Annotated in this window: 3 protein-coding genes; all 3 read left to right on the forward strand. The window is 66.1% G+C overall.

Annotation, left to right across the window (positions count from 1 at the left end; genetic code table 11):
- Positions 1-2 precede the first annotated feature (2 nt).
- The 3 genes from FBX99_RS06560 to FBX99_RS06570 all read left to right on the forward strand — a co-directional run bounded on the left by FBX99_RS06560 (position 3) and on the right by FBX99_RS06570 (position 18,229).
- On the forward strand, positions 3-1,049 hold the full coding sequence (locus FBX99_RS06560; protein WP_145131001.1) for a TauD/TfdA family dioxygenase: 1,047 nt from the start codon (positions 3-5) through the stop codon (positions 1,047-1,049).
- 109 nt (positions 1,050-1,158) lie between these two features.
- On the forward strand, positions 1,159-4,221 hold the full coding sequence (locus FBX99_RS06565) for an amino acid adenylation domain-containing protein (RefSeq protein WP_145131002.1): 3,063 nt from the start codon (positions 1,159-1,161) through the stop codon (positions 4,219-4,221).
- 58 nt (positions 4,222-4,279) lie between these two features.
- A complete protein-coding gene (locus tag FBX99_RS06570; RefSeq protein ID WP_145131004.1) occupies positions 4,280-18,229 on the forward strand; it encodes a non-ribosomal peptide synthase/polyketide synthase in 13,950 nt (4,649 codons plus the stop codon).
- The last annotated feature ends 16 nt before the right edge of the window (positions 18,230-18,245 follow it).

Here is an 18,245-nt window from a genome sequence, read left to right on the forward strand (position 1 = left end):
TTATGTCTATCATGCCCCCATCGCCCCGCGCCCTTGGCGCCGTGCGCCGCAAAGCCATGAACGTCTCGGAACAGCAACTGGTCACCGAGCGCCTGCTCAGCCCGGAGCATGCCCTGCCGCTGGTGATCGAGCCGGCGGTCAGTGGCGTCGACCTGGCGGCCTGGGCCACTGGCGAGCGCGAGTCCATCGAGAGAAAACTGCTGCAATACGGTGCCCTGCTGTTTCGCGGGTTCAACGTGACGTCCGTCGAGCAGTTCGACCAGGTGATCGCCACCCTCTCCCCCGGTGCCCTGGAATACATGTTCCGAGCGTCGCCCCGGACCCGGGTCGGCGGCAACATCTACACCTCGACCGACTACCCGGCCGACCAGATGATTTTTCCCCACAACGAACATTCCTACTCGCCACGTTTCCCGCTGCGACTGTTCTTCTATTGCCAGCTCCCCTCCGAGACCGGTGGCGAAACCCCGATTGGCTCGACCCGAGCGGTCAAGGCCGCCATCAGCCCGGAGATCGAAGCACGCTTCAGGGAAAAAGGCGTGATGTACGTGCGCAACTACGGCGACGGTTTCGGCCTGCCGTGGCAGTCGGTGTTCCAGTCCGAAGACCGCAGCGAAGTCGAAGCCTACTGCGCCAGCGTCGGCATCGAAGTGGAATGGAAAGACAACAATCGCCTGCGCACCCGTCAGCGCGGACCCGCCGTGGTGCGCCATCCACGCACCGGTGAAGAGGTCTGGTTCAACCACGCCACCTTCTTTCACATCAGCACCCTGCCACCGCACATCCGCGATTCGCTGCAGAGCAACTTCACCGACCTCGACCTGCCCACCAACACCTTTTATGGCGACGGCGAACCCATCGAGCCGCAGGTCCTGGAGGCGCTGCGAGCGGCCTACCTCGACTCGCTGGTGCGTTTCAGTTGGCAACAGGGCGACGTGTTGTTCATCGACAACATGCTCGCAGTCCACGGACGCGAACCCTTTACCGGCAGGCGCGCAATCATGACCGGCATGGCCGAAGCCCTGCTGTCGAGCGACGTCGCTATTTGACTTTCAACGGCGGCACCCGTCGTCCGCCAGCGGCTCCCGTGACATTCAGTCAGTGAGCCCCGGGGCCGACGCTGCCGCAGATCCAACCCCATTTCCAGTCGAGTTGAACATGAGCGGACTTCAAGGTTTTCGTATTTCGCCGCAACAGGCAGCGCTGTATCCCCACATCAAGGGCGCTGCCGAGCACCCGTTCGGTTGTCACTTGCAATGGTCGCTGTCCGGCCCGACCGACGTCGAAGCGCTGAACAGCCGCCTGCAAGCGTTGCTGGCTGCCAGTGAAATCCTGCGGACTCGCCTGATGCCGGCACCGGGCCTGCGTCATCCGGTACAGGTCATCGACGAGACAGGCACAGTGACGGTGGCCCAGCTGGACCTGCGCCAGCACAACAACGCCGACCAGGATGCCGAACTGGCGCGTCTCGTTTCGCAAACCCGGGACTGGACCGCGCCGCTGGCCGTGACCCTGGTGCGTCTGTCGGATCAAACAGCGGTGCTGGACCTGGCCGGCGCGGGCAGCCATTTCGACCTCGCCAGCCTCAGGCTGCTGGCCGACGCCCTGTTGCAAGATACCCCGGCGGATCTGTCCGAAGCCCTGCAGTACGCCGACTACGCCGAATGGCGCTGGAACCTGGTGGAAGACGAACCCGACCATCCGGGCGTGCGTTTCTGGAAAGCTTGGGGCGAGGCCGAGCAGCCCACCTTGCAACTGTCCCTCGAAGCGCCCAGCGGTGCCGGTTTCGCCCCGGCCCGACAGGCACTGGCCCTCCCCGCCGAGCTTGCCCGTCACCCGGCCCTGACCTCGGCGTTGATGCTGGCCGCCTGGACGGCGGTACTCGGCCGGCTGGCAGGCCAGCAGCAGGTCCCGCTGACCTTGATCCACGAAAGCCGCGGACCGGAACTGGACAACGTCCTGGGGGTCTTCGAGCAATGCCTGCCGCTGAACATCGACCTGGATCCCCAGGCGACCTTGCTCCAGCAGAGCCAACAATTGGCCGCTTCGGTGGAACGCACCACCGGCTGGCAAGACTATTACACCCAGGACCTCACCACGGGCTACGCCTTCGCCTGGCGCTCGGGTGATGCCCGGGAACGCTACGCCGACGCGCTGACGGGCCCGGTGAAAGCCTGCCTGAATGTCCGCCAGTTGCCGGACAGCCTGCACGCCAGCGTGAGCTACGATTGCCACACCCTGAGCGCCGAAGCCGCACGCTGCCTTGGCGAACAGTGGCTGCAACTGCTGCAAGGCGCCCTGGCCGAACCGCAACAGGCCTGGTCCCACCTGCCGCTCGGCGGACCGTTGCAATCGGCGATTATCGCGAACACGCCAAGCTCGCCGTCCATCGAAGCGCTGACCTTGGTGGAACTGATCGCCCGTCAGGTGCGTCAGCAACCGGACGCCATCGCCCTCAGCGATCAGGACGGTGACCTGAGCTACGCCGGCCTCGACGCCTGCGCTACCCGTCTGGCTCATCGACTGGTGGCCGCCGGCATCGGCCGCGACGTGCCCGTCGGCATTCTCTTCCCGCGCAGCAATGCTGCCATCGTCGCCATGCTCGCGGTGTTGAAAGCCGGTGGTGCCTATGTGCCGATCGACCCGACCTACCCGGCCGACCGCCGCGCCTACATGCTGGCCGACAGCGGCATCGCCCATATCGTGGTCAGCGCCGACCTGGCCGACAGCCTGCCGGCCACCCTGCAACGTTTCGTGCTGGATGACCTGAGCGCACGCGACACGAGCGACCTGCCGCCGCTGCCCTTGCCGGACGCCAACGCCCTTGCCTACCTGATCTACACCTCAGGCTCCACCGGCGCACCGAAAGCCGTGGAAATCAGCCATGGCGCCCTGAGTTTCTCGACCCAGGTACGCATGGCGACCTATGAGACGCCGGTGCGCGCCTACCTGCTGTTGTCGTCGTTTGCCTTCGACAGCTCGGTCGCCGGGATCTTCTGGACGCTGGCTCAAGGTGGTCGGTTGGTGCTGCCGGCACCTGGAGAAGAACTGGAGATGGCGCGCCTGGCGCGGCTGGTTGCCCAGCACAAGGTCAGTCACGGCCTGTCGCTGCCATCGCTGTATCAGGCCCTGCTCGATCAATTGCAGCGCAGCACCAGCACCGACAGCCTCGAGTGCTGGATCGTCGCCGGTGAAGCCTGTCCGCCGGCCCTGGTCGCCCAACACAGCAAGACCTTGCCCCACGCCCGCCTGGTGAATGAATACGGCCCTACCGAGGCCACGGTCTGGGCCAGTCACGAGGTACTGGAGCCGAGCCGCAGCGTCAGCATCGGCCGCCCGATTGCCGGCATGGACCTGCGCCTGCTGAACGAATTCGACCAGGCCTGCGGCGTCGGTGAACCGGGTGAGATCGTCCTCGCCGGCTCGACCCTGGCGCGGGGCTACCGCAACAAACCGGAGGAAACCGCCAAAGCCTTCGTCACCCTGGCCGACGGCACCCGTGCCTACCGTACCGGTGACCTGGCGTGCTGGCTGGCCGACGGCCGCGTGGCATTCCTCGGCCGCAAGGACCACCAGGTCAAAGTGCGCGGTTACCGCATCGAACTCGGGGAAATCGAACGGCAATTGTGCAGCCACAGCGACGTGCGCGAAGCCGCGGTGATCGTGCAGGAACACGCTGCCGGCAAACGTCTGCTGGCCTACGTCCTCGCCGCACATGGCTATGCACCGGACTCCGAAGCGATCAAGCGTTTCCTCGGCGAGCGCCTGCCGTCGTACATGGTTCCGGCCCGGGTGCTGACCCTGGCGACCTTCCCGCGCACCCCCAACGGCAAACTCGACACCCGTCAGTTGCCCGACCCGGACCAGTTCGACGAAAGCACCCATGTCGCGCCGCGTAACGCCATGGAAACCACCTTGCAAGCCATCGTCGCCAAGGTCCTGAAACTGGCGAGCGTGAGCGTCACCGACAACTTCTTCGCCATCGGCGGTGACTCGATCCTGAGCCTGCAAGTGGTGGCCCAGGCCCATGAGCAAGGGATCGCGCTTTCGACCAAACAAGTCTTCGAACGCCAGACCATCGCCGCCATGGCCGAGGTCGCACAGCCCCTGGCCGAATCCGCCGCCGAGCCGCTGGCAGACAGTGCCGAGTTCAGCGCCTCGGGCCTGTCCGACGACGAAATGCAAGCGCTGATGGCCGAACTGGACGAGGCCGACCTGTGAGTCGTTCCTCCCGCTACCAGGCCATCAACGTTGCCCCCTTTTACGCAGGACGCTTTCAATGACCACCGAAAAAACCACCGGCAATCCAATCGAAGACGTTTACCCGCTGTCGCCATTGCAGCAAGGGATGCTCTTCCACTCCCTGCTCCACGAAGACTCCGGTGTCTATCTGATGCAGGACCGCTATCGCATCGGCGGCGCCATCGATGAAGTGGCTTTCCTGGAGTCATGGCGCCAGGTGGTGGCGCTGCACCCATCCCTGCGCGCCAGTTTCCAATGGAAAAGCCAGAAGCAACCGGTGCAGGTGATCCACCGTGAGGTCAAGGTCCCGCTGGACACCCTCGACCTGCGCGGGCTTGCCGCCCATGAGCAGGAGGCGCGCATCCGCAGCCTGCTGGAAGACGAACAGAAAGTCGGCTTCAACCTGTCGAAGCCGCCGCTGATCCACTTCCGGCTGGTGCGCCTGGCCGATGAGTCTTACGAATTCATTCGCAGCTTCCATCACATCCTGATGGATGCCTGGTGCATCTCCCTGGTGACGGTGGACTTCCTCAAGGTCTACGAGGCGCTGTGCAACGACCGCACCCCGGAGCTGAAAAGCCCACGGCCGTTTCGCGACTACATCCAGTGGCTGCAACGCCAGGATGCGGGCAAGGCCGAGCAATTCTGGCGCGGCCAACTGCAGGGCCTCAATGCGCCGACGCCGCTGACCGTGGACAACGGCGTGACCCATGATCGCTACACCGACGCGGTGCTGGTGAACGATCAACTGATCCACCTGAGCGAACAGCAAACCCAGGCACTGGCCGCGTTCTGCCGTAGCCGTCGGATCACCCCGAACACGTTCTTCCAGGGCGTCTGGTCATTGTTGCTGTCGCGCTACAGCGGCCAACGGGACGTGGTCTTCGGTGTCACCGTGGCCGGCCGTCCGGCGGACCTGACCGGCGTCGCGGAAATGATCGGCTTGTTCATCAATACGTTGCCGCTGCGGGTGTCGGTGGACCCGGAGGCCTCCCTCGGCAGTTGGCTGAGTGACCTGCAAGGGCTCAACGTCGACATGCGCGACTTTGAACACACGCCCCTGACGGATATCCAGGGCTGGAGCGACTTCCCCCGGGGCGAAACCCTGTTCGACAGCATCCTGGTATTCGAAAACGCCCCAATCGACGAGCAAATCCTCGAAGGCGGTTTCCAGTTCAGCCTCGAAGGCATGGACCACAGCGTGCACACCCACTACGGCTTGACCGTAGTCATCCTGCCCGGCGAGCAACTGGGCATCCGTGTGTCCTATGACCGCGAACGTTTTGAGGCCGCCACCGTCGAGCGTCTGCTGGGCCATATCGCCAGCCTCGTGGCAGACATGCTGGCAGCGCCAGATGCGCCGTTGGGCAGTTTGGAGCTCCTGGCTGCCGAGGAACGCCAACAGCTGTTGGGCGATTGGGCGGTCAATCCACACGACTTCCCGCTGGACCAAAGCTACGCGCAGTTGTTTGCCCACCAGGTCGCCCAACGCGGCGGGCAGGTCGCGGCGATCTGCGACGGTGAGTCGCTGACCTACGCCGAGCTGGACCAGCGCTCCACACGCCTGGCCCATGCCTTGCGCGAGGCTGGTGCCGGTGAAGATCAGTTGGTCGCCCTGGCCGCCCCCCGTGGCCTGGCGCTGCTGACCATGATGATTGCCGTGTTCAAGACCGGCGCGGCGATGCTGCCCCTGGAAGTCAGTCATCCGCCCGAGCGCCTGCGGGAGATCCTCAGCCTGTCCCGCGCGCCGTTGCTAGTCGCTAGTGAAAGTTGCAGCGCCCTGCTCGATCCGTTGTTCAGCGGTCTGGAACAGGCCCCCGAGGCGCTGTTCGCCGAAGCCTGCTGGAGGACTGGCAACGACTCGCCGCTGCCTGCTCTCGGCCGCCCGGACAGCCTCGCCTACGTCCTCTTCACCTCGGGCTCGACCGGTACGCCGAAGGGCGTGATGATCGAACAACGGAGCATGCTCAACAACATCTTCGGCAAAGTCCCCGCCCTGGGGCTCGGCGCCGAGGACCGGATTCCGCAGACCGCCTCCGTGGCGTTCGACATTTCCGTGTGGCAGTTCCTCGCCGCGCCGGTGCTCGGTGCCACCGTGCACATCCTCCCGGATGAAGTCGCCCACGACCCGCAGCGTCTGTTGCAGGTGCTCGCCAGCGAACGCCTGAGCGTGCTGGAAATTGTCCCGAGCCTGATGCGCACCCTGCTCGCCCTGTGCCCATGCGACCTGCAACTGCCGGACCTGCGCTGGGTGCTGCCCACCGGTGAAGCCCTGCCGCCGACCGTGGCCCGGGACTGGTTCGCGCGCTTCCCCGACATCGCCTTGATGAATGCCTACGGGCCGGCCGAATGCGCCGACGACGTGGCGTTCCAGCCGATCTACGAAGCCCCGGCCGCGCACATCAGCCACATGCCCATCGGCCAGCCGACCGCCAATAACCGCCTGTATGTGCTGGACGAAGCCCTGCGTCCGGTGCCCGTGGGTGTCGCCGGGGAAATCTGTGTCGGTGGCGTCGGCGTCGGCCGTGGCTACCTGCACGATCCGCAGCGCACTGCTGATGCGTTCATCGAACATCCGCAACTGGAAGGTCGCGTGTATCGCACCGGTGACCTGGGCCGCTGGCGCGCAGACGGGGTGATCGAATACCTCGGCCGCCGCGACCAGCAGGTAAAACTGCGCGGCCACCGGATCGAACTGACCGAAATCGAACACCGCCTCGCACAGCACCCGAACGTGCGCGAAGCCGCCGTCCTGCTGCGGGAAAACAGCGTGGGTGAAGCCTGGCTGGTGGCGTACTGGTCGGCCCATGACGACACCCTGGGCAGCGACGGCCTGGGCGAGCACCTGCGGGCGCAACTGCCGCCGTACATGGTCCCGGCCGCCTTCGTCTGCCTGGACAGCCTGCCGCTGAACAACAACGGCAAGGTCGATCGCAAGACTCTGGCCGCCCGGGAACTGGACTGGCAGGCCGACGCCCAGCAAAGCATAGCCCCGCGCAACCCATTGGAAACCGCCGTGGCGGCGATCTGGGCCGAGGTCCTGGGGCGCGACACCGTGGGCGTGGAAGACAATTTCTTCACCCTCGGCGGCCACTCGTTGCTGGCGACCCAGATCGTGGCGCGACTGCGCAGCCATTTCAAACTCGATCTGCCGCTGCGCACGCTGTTCGAACAACCCACCGTGGCCTTGCTGGCGGTAAACATCGCCGCCCGCCAGGCCGACGCCGCCGCGCCACAAGCCGCCGCCCTCAAGGCACCGAAAGCCATACCGCGCCCGGCCCTGTTGCCGCTGTCGTTCTCGCAACAACGCCTGTGGTTCATCGAGCAACTGACCCCGGGCACGACGCTGTTCAACATCCCGTTCGCCCTGCACCTCAAAGGCGAACTGGATGTCGAGGCGCTGCATGCCAGCCTGAATGACCTGCTGGCGCGCCATGAGATCCTGCGCACCGGCATCCACAGCACCGATGGCGTGCCTTGCCAGCGCATCAGCGAGTCGCTGGACATCGCGCTGCCTTTCGAAGACCTGTCCGGCCTGACCGCCACCGCCCGCGAAGGCGCGCAGTTCACTGCCCTGCAAGACACCTTCGAGCAGCCGTTCGACCTGACCTGCCCGCCGTTGCTGCGTGCCCGCCTGCTGCGCCTGGCGCCAGGAGAGCACGTGCTGGGCATCGCCCTGCATCACCTGGTGTCGGACGCCTGGTCGGCCACCATCGCCCTGCGGGAACTGGCCCTGGGTTACGAGGCCCGCTGCAACGGCGCCGCCGCCGAACTGCCGGCATTGCCGGTGCAATACGCCGACTTCGCCCTCTGGCAGCGCGAACACCTGCAAGGCGCCGAACTCAAGCGTCAGTTGGATTACTGGACCAGCACCCTGGACCGTCGCGACAGCGAAGGCAGTCCGCTGCTGGCGCTGCCCACCGACCATCCACGGCCATCGATGCAGAGCTACCGCGCCGGCATCGTCCAGCGCGAACTCAGTGCCGACCTCAGTGGCCGGGTGCAAGCCTTTGCCAGTCGCCTTGGCACCACCCCGTTCACCGTACTGTTCGCCGGTTTCGCCGTGTTGATGCACCGCTTGAGCGGCGATGCCACCGTGCTGGTCGGCACCCCGGTCACTCACCGCGAACAACCGGGCACCGAAGGCCTGCTCGGCATCTTGCTGAACAACCTGGCGATCCGCGCCGACTTTGCGCCGCAAGCGGATTTCACCGCACTGGTGCAACAGGTGGCCGAGCGCCTGCGCAGCGGCCTGCAGCACCAGGACCTGCCTTTCGAGCAACTGGTGGACAGTCTGCAACTGCCCCGCAGCCTCAGCCACGCGCCGCTGTACCAAGTGATGGTGGCCCAGCAATTGGCCATGGAATCGCGCTTGCGCTTCCCCGGGCTGGAATTCGAAGCCCTGGACACCCCGCTCCGGCATTCGGAATGCGACCTGGACCTGCACGTGTTGTGCCCGGCCAATGCCCCGATCCAGCTGGAGCTGATGTTCGCCCTGGACCTGTTCGTCGCCGACAGCGCCCGCCAGACCCTGGCCCGCCTGGAGTACCTGCTCGAACAGATGCTCGCCGAACCGCAACGCCCGGTGGCAGCCCTGCCGCTGCTGATGGACGCGGAATGGCAGCGCACGGTGGTGGAATGGAACCGTACCGAGATGACGGTGCCCACCCACCTGACCTTCGCCCAGCTGTTCGAACAACAGGCCGAGCACACCCCCGAGCGTGACGCGTTGTGCTTCGAGGGCCGTCGCCTGAGCTACAGCGAGTTGAACCGGCGGGCCAACCAGGTAGCGCATTACCTGCGCAGCCGTGGCGTGGTCGCCAATCGTCCCGTGGCGCTGTGTGTCGAGCGCTCGCTGGAACTGTTGGTCGGCTTGCTGGGGATCCTCAAGGCCGGTGGCGCCTATGTGCCGCTGGACCCGACCTACCCGGTGGATCGCCTCGCCTACATGCTCGAAGACGCGCAACCGGTGCTGTTCCTCGGCCAACAGGGCCTGTTGGAACAGTTGGGCGCCGACCTGCCACGCCTGCGCCTGGACAGCGACGCGGCGCTGTTCGCCGATCAGCCAGACGACAACCTGCCGCCGCTCGCCGGGCCGCAGGACCTGGCCTACATCATGTACACCTCCGGCTCGACCGGTAAGCCCAAGGGCACCCTGGTCACCAACGGTTCGGTGGTCAACCTGGCCTGGGCGCGGATCCATGGCCTGTACCGTCGCTATACCGACCAGCCGCTGCGCACCAGCTTCAACTACTCGTTTGCCTTCGACAGCTCGGTGGCCGAACTCATCCTGCTGCTCGATGGCCACAGCCTGTACCTGACCCCGGAAGACGTGCGCTACGACCCACAAGCGCTGGCGCAGTTCTTCGCGCAAACCCGCCTGGACGCCTTCGAGTGCACCCCAGCGCAACTCAAGGCCCTGCTGGAAAGCGACGGCGTGCGCCGGGGCGAGGTGTACCTGCCACGCTTCGTGCTGTTCGGTGGCGACGCCGTGGACGCGCAGTTGTGGCAACGCCTGCCGTCGATTGCCGGCAGCCGCTTCTTCAACACCTACGGCCCGACCGAGTGCACGGTGGACGCCACCGGCTGCGCGGTCGATGATTTCCCGGCCCGGCCTATCATCGGACGGCCGATCGCCAACGTGCGCACCTATGTCCTCGATGGCTTCCTCAACCCGCTGCCGGTGGGTGTGCCAGGCGAACTGCACATCGGTGGCGCCGGGGTGACCCTGGGCTACCTCAACCGGGCCGAGCAGACCGCGAAGGTGTTCATCGAGGACCCCTTCTCACCGCAGGAAGGCGCGCGGATGTACAAATCCGGCGACCTGGTGCGTTGGCTGCCCGACGGCCAGCTCGAATACCTCGGGCGCATGGACCATCAGGTGAAGATCCGTGGCTTCCGCGTCGAACTGGGGGAAATCGAAAGCCTGATCGGCGCCCAGCCCGGCGTACGCCAGGCCGTGGTGCTGGCCCGGGAGGACGTACCCGGCGACAAGCGCCTGGTGGCCTACGTGACCTGTGATGGACAGGCCGATGTCAACGCCTGGCGCAAGACCATCGGCGCCGCCCTGCCCGACTACATGGTGCCTTCGGCGTTCGTGCTGCTCGATGAACTGCCGCTGACCGACAACGGCAAACTCAATCGCAAGGCCCTGCCGGCCCCGGACATCCAAGCCGCGCCGGACGCCCTCGATCCGCCGCGCAGCAGCGCCGAACGACAACTCGCCGCGCTGTGGTCGGAGTTGCTGAAGGTGCCGTCGACACAGATCGGTCGCGACAGCCATTTCTTCTACCTCGGCGGTCATTCGCTGCTGGCGGCAGCGCTGTTTGCCCGCCTGCGCCAACAGTTCGCCACAGTGCCGCCGCTGCGCTCCGTGTTCGAACACCCGACCCTGGAGGCCCTGGCCGCGCTGCTGGGCGAGCCGCTGCAAGCCCCCGCCGCGACCTTCGTGGCGGCGCCACGCCCGGCGCGCCTGCCGTTGTCGTTCGAACAACAACGCCTGTGGTTCCTGGAACAACTGAGTGCCGGCGGTGGCGAATACAACGTGGTCAGCGCCGTGCAACTGGACGGTGAACTCGATACCCGGGCCCTGCAAGCGGCCCTGAACAGCGTGGTCCAACGTCACGAAATCCTGCGCAGCCGTATCGTGCGCGAGAGCGACGGCGAGTTGGCGCTGGTCATCGAGCCGCAAGTCGACTTCACCCTGCAGTTGACAACCCTGGAAGCGACCAGTGATACGCATTGGCAGCAACTGACCGACGAGGCCATCCAGGCAGAAAACGGACGTCGTTTCGACCTCGCCAGCGAAGTGCCGATCCGCGCCACCCTGCTGCAACGCAGCGACCGCGCCCAGGCCCTGCTGCTGCTCACCGTGCACCACTGCGCCACCGACGATGCCTCCAGCCAGAACCTGCTGAATGAGCTGGGCCGTTGCTACAGCGCCCATTGCCAGGGCACGGCGGCCATGCTGCCGGAACTCGTTCTGCAATACCCCGACTACGCCCTCTGGCAGCGCGAGCCCGGTCAACAGACCGCATTCCGCAGCCAGTTGGAATACTGGCGTGGACAACTGGAGGACGGCGACTACCTGCTGGACCTGCCCACCGAACAGGGCCGCCCCAACCACCTCGCCCCGGCTGCCGGCGCGGTGCAATTGCAGCTGCCGCCGGCCCTGGTGGGACGCCTGCGACAATTCGCCCAACAACGTGGCGCCACCCTGTACATGCTGATGCTCAGTGCCGCGCAATTGCTGCTGGGGCGCTACGCCAACCAGCGCGACGTGCGGGTCGGCAGTCCGGTGGCCCAGCGGCCGTTTGCCGAGCTGCAGCCGCTGATCGGCTGCTTCGTCAACACCGTGGTCATGCGTGCCGACCTCGATCCGAGCCTGGACTTCGAAGGCTTGCTGGGTCAGGTCCGCAACCGCGTACTGGACGCCCAGCAGCATCAGGACGTGCCGTTCGACCAGGTTGTCGAACACCTCAAGCCGGCCCGCAGCCTCGGCCAGACGCCGTTGTTCCAGGTGCTGTTCGCCATGCAGAACGCGGATTCGTCCTGCCAGCACTGGCCGTCGTTGCAGGTCAGCGAGCGCGCCGTGAACGCCCAGGCCACCAAATACGACTTGAACTGGGAGGTGTATGACGGCGAGGTACTGTCGGTGTTGTTGGAATACCGCGCCGCGCTGTTCAGCGAAACCACCGCCCGGCGTTGGCTGGAGCAATGGCAGCAACTGCTGGAAGCCATGCTCGATGCACCGCAGACCCGCCTCGCGGACTGGTCGCCGTTGGCGGCAACAGAGCGCCAGCGCCAACTGGTCGAGTGGAACGCCACCGAGCGTCACTACAGCGGCCCGACCAACCTGCACACCGCCCTCAGCCAGCAAGCCGCCCTCAGCCCCAACGCCCCGGCACTGGTGTTCGAAGGCCAACGCCTGACTTACGCCGAGCTCGACCAACGGGCGCAAGCCGTGGCCCGGGCGCTGCACGCGGCCGGCATCGGCGCCGATGACATCGTGCCGGTGTGCATGGAGCGCTCGGTGGACATGGTCGTGGCCCTGCTCGGCATCGTCCACGCTGGCGCCGCCTGGCTGCCGCTGGATCCGGAACTGCCCGCCGGGCGCCTGGCCTTCCTGATCGAAGACGCCGACGCCAAGGTCAGCCTGACCCAGGCCCAGTGGCTGTCGCGCCTGCCGGCCGGACATCAGGCCTGGACCCTCGACACCCTGCCCCAGGCACCGGCGTTCGACCCGCTCAGCGTCGCTGCCAATGACCTGGCCTACATGCTCTACACCTCCGGCTCCACCGGCCAACCGAAAGGCGTGATGAACGAACACGGCGCCTTGATGAACCGTCTGTACTGGATGCAGGACGCGTTCCCGATTGGCCCGAACGACCGCGTGCTGCAGAAAACCCCGTACAGCTTCGACGTCTCGGTGTGGGAGTTCTTCTGGCCGCTGATCACCGGCGCCACTCTGGTGGTCGCGCGTCCCGATGGTCATCGCGACCCGGCGTATCTCAGCCAGTTGATCCAGCAGGAGCAGGTCACCACCTTGCACTTCGTGCCGTCGATGCTGCGCGCCTTTGTCGAGGAGCCGAGCCTGGTCGACTGCCACAGCCTGCGCCAGGTGTTTGCCAGCGGCGAGGCACTGCCGGTGGATCTGGTGCGGCGCTTCATGGGCCGACACCCGGCGGCACTGGTCAACCTGTACGGCCCGACCGAAGCGGCCATCGACGTCTCGGTATGGCGCTGCTCGGTGGACGATGTGATCGTGCCTATCGGTAAACCCATCGCCAACCTGCGCCTGTACATCCTCGATGAAAGCCAGCAACCGCTGCCCATCGGCAGCATTGGCGAGCTGTACATCGGCGGTGTCGGCGTCGCCCGCGGCTACCTCAAGCGTCCCGACCTGACAGAGGAACGCTTCCTCGCCAGCCCGTTCATCGACGGTGATCGCCTGTACCGCACCGGCGACCGCTGCCGCTTCCTGGCCGATGGCAACATCGAATACCTCGGGCGCCTGGATCATCAGGTGAAGCTGCGCGGCCAGCGCATCGAGCTTGGTGAGATCGACGCCGATCTGCTGGCCCAGAGCGGCGTTCGCGACGCCGCGACCCTGCTGCTGGAGCAACGCTTGGTGAGTTTCTGGTGCGGTGACGCCGACGAGGCTGCCATTCGTAGCGCATTGAGCGACAACCTGCCCGCGCACATGCTGCCGAGCTTCTTCGTCCAGCTCGACAGCCTGCCCCTGAACAGCAACGGCAAGCTCGACCGCAAGGCCCTGGCCGCCACCCCGCTGCCGGAACACCACAGCGACCGGCCGTACATCGCGCCGCGCACCGCCATGCAAAGCGCGCTCTGCGAGTTGTTCAGCGAAGTGCTGGAATGCGCGTCAGTCGGCATCGAAGCGCACTTCTTCCAGCTCGGCGGCCACTCCCTATTGGCGACCCGCCTGGTCAGCCGGGTCCGTGAACGCCTGGGGGTTTCCCTGCCGTTGGCAGTGGTGTTCGAACAACCGACAGTTGCGGCCCTGGCCGATTACCTGGGCGTGGCGACAGCGGATGAATCGATCACCTCGCAGCCGCGTCCGGCGGCACTGCCCTTGGGGCTGGCACAGAAGCGCTTCTGGATGCTCAGCCGCCTGGTTCCGGATTCTCGCGAATACCACATGCCGTTCGCCCTGACGTTGCGCGGCGAGCTGCAAGTCCGCGTCTTGCGCGAAGCCTTCGAACAGGTCAGCCAACGTCACCTGGTGCTGCGCAGCCGGATTGTCGAAGTCCAGGGCGAGCCGCAACTGCTGATCGACGACCACGGGCCGGCGCTCGCGGTCACTGCCGTTGCCACACAGGATTGGCGCGCGACCTGCGCCACGGCCCAAGCCGAGTTGATGGCGCCATTCGACCTGGCCGCCGCCGCGCCTTGGCGGGCGCACCTGCTACAACGCCAGGACAGCGACGAAAACCTGTTGCTGGTGTGCCTGCACCACAGCGCCACCGACGGTTGGGCCATGCAATTGCTCATCGACGAGCTGACCCAGGCCTACGCCGCCGGCCTCGATGGACAGTCGCCGGCCTGGACGCCGCTGGAAATCGACTATGTCGACTTCGCCCTGTGGCAACAGCATCCGGACACCCAGGCCCGACGCAATGCCAGCCTGACTTACTGGAAAAACCACCTGGACCAGGACGATTACCAGCTCGATCTGCCCATCGACCATCCACGGGGCGCCGAAGCCGATCGTCGGGCTCGGCAACTGATCGTCAACCTCGGCGCCCAGCGCGCCGAATCGATCCGCCAGTTCGCCCGTCAGCGCGGCACGACCACTTACGTGGTGCTGGCCTCGGCCCTGAGCGCACTGCTGGCGCGTTACAGCGGTCAGCGCGAGATTCGTCTCGGCACCCCGGCGGACCAGCGCGATCAGCCGCAAGCCCAGACGCTGCTGGCCTGCCTGGTCAACACCCTGGTGATCCGCAGCGAAGTCGACCAACGGGCCCCGGCCGAGCAATTGCTCGCCAGTCTCGAAGCCGATCTGCGTGCGGCCCAGGCCCACGCCGACCTGCCCTTCGCCACCCTGGTCGGCGCTGTCGCACAACACCGCGACCTGAACCGCACGCCACTGTTCCAGGTGCTGTTCTCTCTTAACTACGGCCGCGTGGACAGCAGCCAATGGCCGGGACTGGAGGTCGAAGAGCAGGTGCTGCCGGTGATCGACGCCAAGTTCGAACAGAGCTGGGAAGTCCAGGACGACGGCAGCGACATGACCCTGGCGCTGGAATATCAAGCGGCGCTGTTCGAGGAGTCGACGATGCAACGCTGGAGCGCACAATGGTGTGCACTGCTGGATGCGTTGGTGGCGGCGCCTGGGCGAACGCTGATCGAGCTGTTCCCGCAGCAGCAGGACCAACAGCAGCTGGACCGTTGGAACGCCACCGAGCGTCACTACAGCGGCCCGACCAACCTGCACACCGCCCTGAGCCAGCAAGCCGCCCTCAGCCCCAACGCCCCGGCACTGGTGTTCGAAGGCCAACGCCTGACTTACGCCGAGCTGGACCAACGGGCACAAGCCGTGGCCCGGGCCCTGCGCGCGACCGGTATTGGCGCCGATGACATCGTGCCGGTGTGCATGGAGCGCTCGGTGGACATGGTCGTGGCCCTGCTCGGCATCGTCCACGCCGGCGCCGCCTGGCTGCCGCTGGATCCGGAGCTGCCCGCCGGGCGCCTGGCCTTCCTGATCGAAGACGCCGACGCCAAGGTCAGCCTGACCCAGGCCCAGTGGCTGTCGCGCCTGCCGGCCGGACATCAGGCCTGGACCCTCGACACCCTGCCCCAGGCACCGGCGTTCGACCCGATCAGCGTCGCGGCCAATGACCTGGCCTACGTGCTCTACACCTCCGGCTCCACCGGCCAACCGAAAGGCGTGATGAACGAACACGGCGCCTTGATGAACCGTCTGTACTGGATGCAGGACGCGTTCCCGATTGGCCCGAACGACCGCGTGCTGCAGAAAACCCCGTACAGCTTCGACGTCTCGGTGTGGGAGTTCTTCTGGCCGCTGATCACCGGCGCCACCCTGGTGGTCGCCCGTCCCGACGGTCATCGCGACCCGGCGTATCTCAGCCAGTTGATCCAGCAGGAGCAGGTCACCACCTTGCACTTCGTGCCGTCGATGCTGCGCGCCTTTGTCGAGGAGCCGAGCCTGGTCGACTGCCACAGCCTGCGCCAGGTGTTTGCCAGCGGCGAGGCACTGCCGGTGGATCTGGTGCGGCGCTTCATGGGCCGACACCCGGCGGCACTGGTCAACCTGTACGGCCCGACCGAAGCGGCCATCGACGTCTCGGTATGGCGCTGCTCGGTGGACGATGTGATCGTGCCTATCGGTAAACCCATCGCCAACCTGCGCCTGTACATCCTCGATGAAAGCCTGCAACCGCTGCCCATCGGCAGCATTGGCGAGCTGTACATCGGCGGTGTCGGCGTCGCCCGCGGCTACCTCAAGCGTCCCGACCTGACAGAGGAACGCTTCCTCGCCAGCCCGTTCATCGACGGTGATCGCCTGTACCGCACCGGCGACCGCTGCCGCTTCCTGGCCGATGGCAACATCGAATACCTCGGGCGCCTGGATCATCAGGTGAAGCTGCGCGGCCAGCGCATCGAGCTTGGTGAGATCGACGCCGCCATGTTGAACCTGCCGGACATCACTGGGGCCTGCACCCTGGTCATCGATAACCGTCTGGTGGCGTTCTACAGCAGCAGCGCAGCGCAATCGGGCCTCGACACCCTGCTCGCCGCCCAATTGCCGGCCTACATGGTGCCGGCGGTGTGGGTCCACGTCCCGACGCTGCCGCTCAACAGCAACGGCAAGATCGACCGCAAGGCCCTGGCGGCCCTGCCCTTGCCGCAAACCCAGAAAGACTACGCCGCACCGCGCAACGCGCTGGAAAGCCTGTTGTGCCAGCTGTTCGGCGAGCTGCTCGGCGAAAGTCTGACCGGTGGCCGAGAGGTCGGCACCAGCGACAGCTTCTTCGCCTTGGGCGGTGATTCGATTCTCGGTCTGAAGCTGATCTCACGTCTGCGCGAACACGGCTACTCGCTGACGCCACGGGACCTGTTCCGCTCGCCCACCCCGGCGGCGCTGGCCCAGGTGACCACGGCCCTGCTGACCCAGGCCGAACAGGGCGAAGTCACCGGTGCGATGCCGTTGATGCCGTTACACCAGTGGTTCTTCGACCAACAGCAACCCCAGGCCGCGCACTGGAACCAGTCCGTATTGGCCGACAGCGACCGGCGTCTTGAGCCAACAATCGTGCAGGCGGTGTTGGATCGCCTGGTCGCGCACCACGACGCCCTGCGCTTGCGCTTCGCCGAGGTCGATGGACAGTGGCAGGCCCGGATCGCCCCGGTGGCGCCGGCGCAACTGACTTGCTGCGAGCACCCGGACCAACTGCTGCAGGTCGCGCAAAGCCTGGACCTGCAACACGGTCCTCTGTTTGCCGCAGCCCTGCTGGAAGGTGAACCCCAGCGCCTGTATCTGGTGGCTCATCACCTGGTGGTGGATGCGGTGTCCTGGGCGCCGCTGCTGGAGGATTTCCAACAGCTGTATTCAGGGCTGGAGCGCGACGAACAAACCACCTTGCCGGCGAAAACCACCTCTTACCGCCAATGGGCCGAGCACCTGCATGCCCACGCCGCCAAGGTCGCGGGCGAACAGCGCTACTGGAGCACTCAGATCAGCGTAAACCGGCCGCCAGTTGCCACGGTGGCCGAGCGCCGGACTCTGTCGACCCGTTGGGAGGCGACCCGCACCCACCAATGGCTGACCGAGTCCCACGCAGCGTACCGCACGCAACCGGAAGAACTGTTGATCGCCGCCCTCGCCGCGACCCTGGCGGAAACCGAACGTCGCAGCGACATCGTCGTGGACCTGGAGCGCCACGGCCGCGATGCGCCTTTCGATGGCCTGGACGTCAGCCGCACGGTCGGCTGGTTCACCACGCTGTTCCCACTGCGCGTCAACGCCAGTGGCGCCCGTGGCGACCAGGTGCGCAACGCCAAGGAAGCCTTGCGTGCAGTGCCGGGCCAGGGCCTTGGTTACGGCTTGCTGCGTCAACGCGGTCAGTTGGCGGCCAGCCACGGCGACGTGCTGTTCAATTATCTGGGACACGAGCAGACGCCCGAGGGTTGGTTGCGCGCCAGCAGCCTGACCCCACCGGTGGACGTGTCGCCGGCAAACCGGGTGACCCACGCTCGCGAAGTGGTGGCGTGGCTGGAGGACGGCGTGTTGCGTGTCGAATGGCACAGCGTCACGCCGGAGGTCGACAGCCGCTTGCCCGCTCGTCTGCTGGAGCACCTGCAAGCACTGGTCGAGCACTGCCTCGATCCGCAGGCCGGCGCGCTGATGCCCTCGGACTTCCCGCTCGCCAAGGCGCTGAACCAGAAGTCCCTGGACAAACTGCTGGGCAAGCTCAAGACCAAACCGAACTCCCAAAGCCAGTGAGTGGCGCAGCCGCCGC

The sequence above is a fragment of the Pseudomonas sp. SJZ074 genome, from assembly GCF_007828215.1.
In the GTDB taxonomy this organism is placed as follows: Bacteria; Pseudomonadota; Gammaproteobacteria; order Pseudomonadales; family Pseudomonadaceae; genus Aquipseudomonas.